This is a genomic window from Streptomyces sp. SID5910, assembly GCF_009862125.1.
Lineage (GTDB): Bacteria > Actinomycetota > Actinomycetes > Streptomycetales > Streptomycetaceae > Streptomyces.
In genome coordinates this window covers 1-3,547 of the sequence record NZ_WWHX01000483.1, presented here as the reverse complement: position 1 = coordinate 3,547, position 3,547 = coordinate 1, and the positions used below count along the sequence as shown (strand labels likewise).

The 3,547-nt window shown below is 72.7% G+C and carries 5 protein-coding genes; 2 read left to right on the top strand and 3 right to left on the bottom strand.

Annotated features, from left to right (window positions below; translation table 11 throughout):
• Together GTW67_RS17135 and GTW67_RS17130 are read right to left on the bottom strand one after the other, a co-directional pair.
• Positions 1-318 (bottom strand): hypothetical protein (locus tag GTW67_RS17135; RefSeq protein WP_161165696.1); only part of this gene is annotated, 318 nt, incomplete at its 3' end.
• Positions 315-881, bottom strand: coding sequence for a sigma factor-like helix-turn-helix DNA-binding protein (locus tag GTW67_RS17130; protein ID WP_161165695.1), 567 nt, complete (start codon positions 879-881; stop codon positions 315-317). The genes GTW67_RS17130 and GTW67_RS17135, both read right to left, overlap by 4 nt.
• Positions 882-1,531: 650 nt before the next feature.
• On the opposite strand from GTW67_RS17130, the gene GTW67_RS17125 reads away from it, so the two are divergent.
• Entirely contained in the window at positions 1,532-2,068 is a 537-nt protein-coding gene (locus tag GTW67_RS17125; RefSeq protein ID WP_346010678.1) for an RNA polymerase sigma factor, read from the top strand.
• Here the strand turns inward: GTW67_RS17125 and GTW67_RS17120 are convergent.
• On the bottom strand, positions 2,045-2,548 hold the full coding sequence (locus tag GTW67_RS17120; protein ID WP_161165694.1) for a hypothetical protein: 504 nt from the start codon (positions 2,546-2,548) through the stop codon (positions 2,045-2,047). The two genes, GTW67_RS17125 and GTW67_RS17120, sit on opposite strands and share 24 nt — an antisense overlap.
• Before the next feature lie 319 nt (positions 2,549-2,867).
• Between GTW67_RS17120 and GTW67_RS17115 the strand changes: the two genes are divergently transcribed.
• On the top strand, positions 2,868-3,464 hold the full coding sequence (locus GTW67_RS17115) for a 4'-phosphopantetheinyl transferase family protein (protein WP_161165693.1): 597 nt from the start codon (positions 2,868-2,870) through the stop codon (positions 3,462-3,464).
• Positions 3,465-3,547 lie beyond the last annotated feature (83 nt).

Here is a 3,547-nt window from a genome sequence, read left to right as displayed (position 1 = left end):
CGCCATGGCGCCGACCACGTACTGGCTCTGCATCAGGCACCAGCCGGGCTGGAGCAGGACGTCGAACCGCGCGGTGTGCCCGAAGGGTCCGTACGCCTGCCCGTGGAAGCGGTCGCCGCCGCAGGGCCGGCACCGGAACTCGCGCATCATCGGCACCAGATGGGGGAGTTCCCCCTCCAGGTCCGCGGCGACCGACCACACGTCCGCCGTAGGCAGGTCGACATGGGCCTCCGCGTACATGACGGCGTGCAGTCCGGCGGCCATGACGCGCAGGCGCCGCACCGGGTCGAGGTCGGCCGTCGGCCAGTTCGTTGTCATCGCGGCCACGCCTTTCGGAAGCTGTGACGGGCACGGTGGAGCCGGGACTTCATCGTGCCGCAGGAGATGTCGAGGACCCGGCTCGCCGAACGCTCGTCCAGGCCCTCCAGTTCGCGCAGCACCAGGACCGCGCGGTGTTCCGTGGACATGCGGGTGAGCACGTCCCGGATGTCCACCGCCAGTTCCGGGCTGCCCGGCCAGGCGATGTCGTCGAACTCGCACACGGGCGTCTCGCGCTCGGCCCGGCGGGCCACCCGCACCGCCTCGCGGACCGTGACGGTGCGCACCCACGCGTACAGGGCGCGGGGGTCGCGGAGCCGGGGCAGGCCCTGGAAGACCGCGATGAGGGCCTCCTGCACGGCGTCGGCGCTGTGGCCGAGGGCGATCGGCCGGCACAGGCGGCTCACGTACGGGGTGAGCAGGCCCAGCAGGTCGTTGAGGGCCATGGCGTCACCGGCCTGGGCGGCCCGCACGAGGACGCCTCCCGCGGCCCAGGGATCCTCCTGAGTGTCCTGCCGTGGGGCAGGGGCCTTGCGCAGGGTGCCCGCTCGGGCTGTGGTCATGTGCCGTTCTCCTCCCTTGGACGTCGGCGCTCCAGCGGCGGCACCAGGACGGCGTCGGTGTGGGAGCTTTCGTGGAGGAGGAGGAGCGGCGGCGGCCGGGCACTCCCGTCCGTCGTGAACTGGCTGGAACTGGAATCGGCGGCGGAGGGAGTGCATGGGCCCCGGCGGGCCTCTGTACGGGTGGGGATGTCCCTCCGGCGGGCGGGGGACCGGTTCGCCGGGCGGCATCGGACTTGGCGGACAGTGAGTGCCGGGCGGAACGAATCGCCGGGGCACTCCCCGGCATGCCCGGGACGCCATTCCGGTGCGCCTGATTATCGCCGGGGTGTGGAGAGGTGATGCGTTCTGAGCCGATCTGTTGCGGTGGCCGTCCGGCATATGCCGGGGCGGATCGGGGCTCCCCGGCTCAGCCTCCCGGATTTCTTCACCCGGTGCTAGGGTGGGCGCGATGTGCGGCTATTGAATTAGCCATCTACGGGGGGTCCGTTACACATGGTGCAGTTATTTCTCCGGAAAGCGGTTGTCGGCGCGGCCTGTTTTAATTCCCGTCGACACGAGAGGGTTCGGCGCCGCTCGTTCCGGACATCCGGTTATTCGGTTGAATCTGGAATTTCCTTCCGTGTGCCCCGTCCGGTCACGGCGGGGGCGCGGTGAGCGGGGGCGCGGAAGGGTCCGCGGGGCACCGGGATCCGGAGCTGCTGGCCCGCCTGGTCGAGGGGGCGCGGCGCGGGGACGCGCTGGCGATGGACGAACTGCTGGAGATCCTGGCCCCCTTCGTCGGCCGGATCTGCGGTCCGGTGGCGCTTCAGGACGGCCCCGACGCCGCGCAGGAGGCGCTGATCGCGGTGTTCCGCAGCATCCGCCAGCTCAAGGAGCCGGCGGCCCTCTTCGGCTGGGTGCGGGCGATCGCCGTGCGGGAGGCGCTGAAGTTCGCCAACCAGCGCCGGCGCCAGCCGACCGTGCCGATGGAGTGGGAGGACCCGCCCGTCGCGGGGGACCTGCATCTCGCCTCGGACATCACGGACGCGCTGGGCCGGCTGATGCCGGAGCACCGGGCGGTGCTGATGCTGCGGCACGTCGAGGGCCTGAGCGAACAGGAGGTCTCCGCCCTGCTGGAGATACCGGTGGGGACGGTCAGGTCCCGGCTGTTCCGGGCCCGGCGGTCATTCCGCTCGGCCTGGGGCTGAGCGGGCCGCGACCCGTTCGCCCAGGCGGTCGAGCATCCGCTCGGCCCGCCGCGCCGACCAGGGGGCGCGCAGCCGGTCCAGGGTGTCGCCGCCCGGCAGGCGCAGGGTGCTGAAGAAGGCGAAGCGGCAGCCGTCGCCGTCCGGCACGGCGGCCATGCCGCTGGTCAGCGCGGTGCCCCGCATCAGGCACCAGCCGGGGCGCAGGACGACGTCGAAGCGCTCGCGGTACCCGAGGGCGCCGACCGCCCGGCCCGACAGCCGGTCGCCCGAGGACTCCGTGACGGTGAAGGACCGCAGTCCCGGGACGATGAGCGGGAGTTCGGTCTCGAGGTCGGAGGCGACGGACCAGAAGCGGTCGACCGGTACGTCGAAGCGGCGCTCGGCGAAGGCCGGGTGCCGGGAGCTGGACGCGATGACCCGCAGCCGGCGTATCGGGTCGAGTTCGGCCGTCGGCCAGCCGTTGTCCACCGCACCGGTCATTGCTGTCGCTCCCTCTTCACGCGTACGTGAGGTTACGTATGTGAGGGAGCGTCGCACTCTCTCCCGGGATGGTCAAGACCTGGAAAAACTTGACGCCATGGGCTCGCGGGACCCGTGGCCGAAGGTATTCGGCACGCGGGGGAGTGTTTGCGCGCCGAGCGGCCTCTTTCCTGTGTGAGAAACCAGGATACCGAGGGTCGGCCGCCGGTTCTCACGGATACCGACGACAACGGACGGGGAAGCGAGCATCGTGTATTTCAGTGGGCCGCTCCACAACCTTCACCGCGCTTTTTCCAGCAATGGTCCGCGCATTCCGGGCATGGGATTCGGGGTCGCCTCGGCCCACGAGGGGCCGCCCGTCGCGGTGACCGACGAGGAGCGGAGCCTGGCGCGGACCATGCCCGAGGCGCGCCGGAGCGACTTCCTCATCGGCCGCAGCGCCCTGCACCGGGCGGTGCGCGCGGCGGGACTGACCGCGGGTTCCGTGCTGTGCGACGGGTCCCGGCCCCGGCTGCCCGAGGGGATCGCCGCGTCGATCAGTCACTCCGGCGGTGTCGCGGTGGCCGTCGCGGGCCCCTCGGTCCGGTTCCGGGCCCTGGGCGTCGACCTGGAGACGGGCCGGCTGCCCGTGCGGGCGGCCCACCTGGTGCTGCGCGGCCCCGAACGCCCGCTGCTCGGCCCGCCCCGCACGGCCGCGCGGCGCCTGCTCGCCCTCTACTCCGCGAAGGAGTCCGCCTTCAAGGCCCTCCACCCCCTGGTGGACCCGGCGCCCCGGGGGCTGCGGGACGTACGGCTGGAGCCGGACGGCGCCGGCTACCTCGCCTGGGCCGCGGGACACCCCCGCACCCGCGTCCACGTGAGCGTCCGGCAGCTGCCCAGCGAGGGCGTCCTGTGCTGGGCGCTGCCGCGCGACTGAACACCGTCCTGCGCCGGCCGGGCTGCCTTGGGGCCGGTGCGGGGCCGCGCTGGCCTGGGTCCGGTGCGGTGGCGCGCTGCCTC

Excerpts from the sequence above, each read along its gene's own strand:
- GTW67_RS17130 (WP_161165695.1), bottom strand. The coding sequence starts at position 881 with ATGACCACAGCCCGAGCGGGCACCCTGCGCAAGGCCCCTGCCCCACGG.
- GTW67_RS17120 (WP_161165694.1), bottom strand. The coding sequence starts at position 2,548 with ATGACCGGTGCGGTGGACAACGGCTGGCCGACGGCCGAACTCGACCCG.
- GTW67_RS17115 (WP_161165693.1), top strand. The coding sequence starts at position 2,868 with ATGGGATTCGGGGTCGCCTCGGCCCACGAGGGGCCGCCCGTCGCGGTG.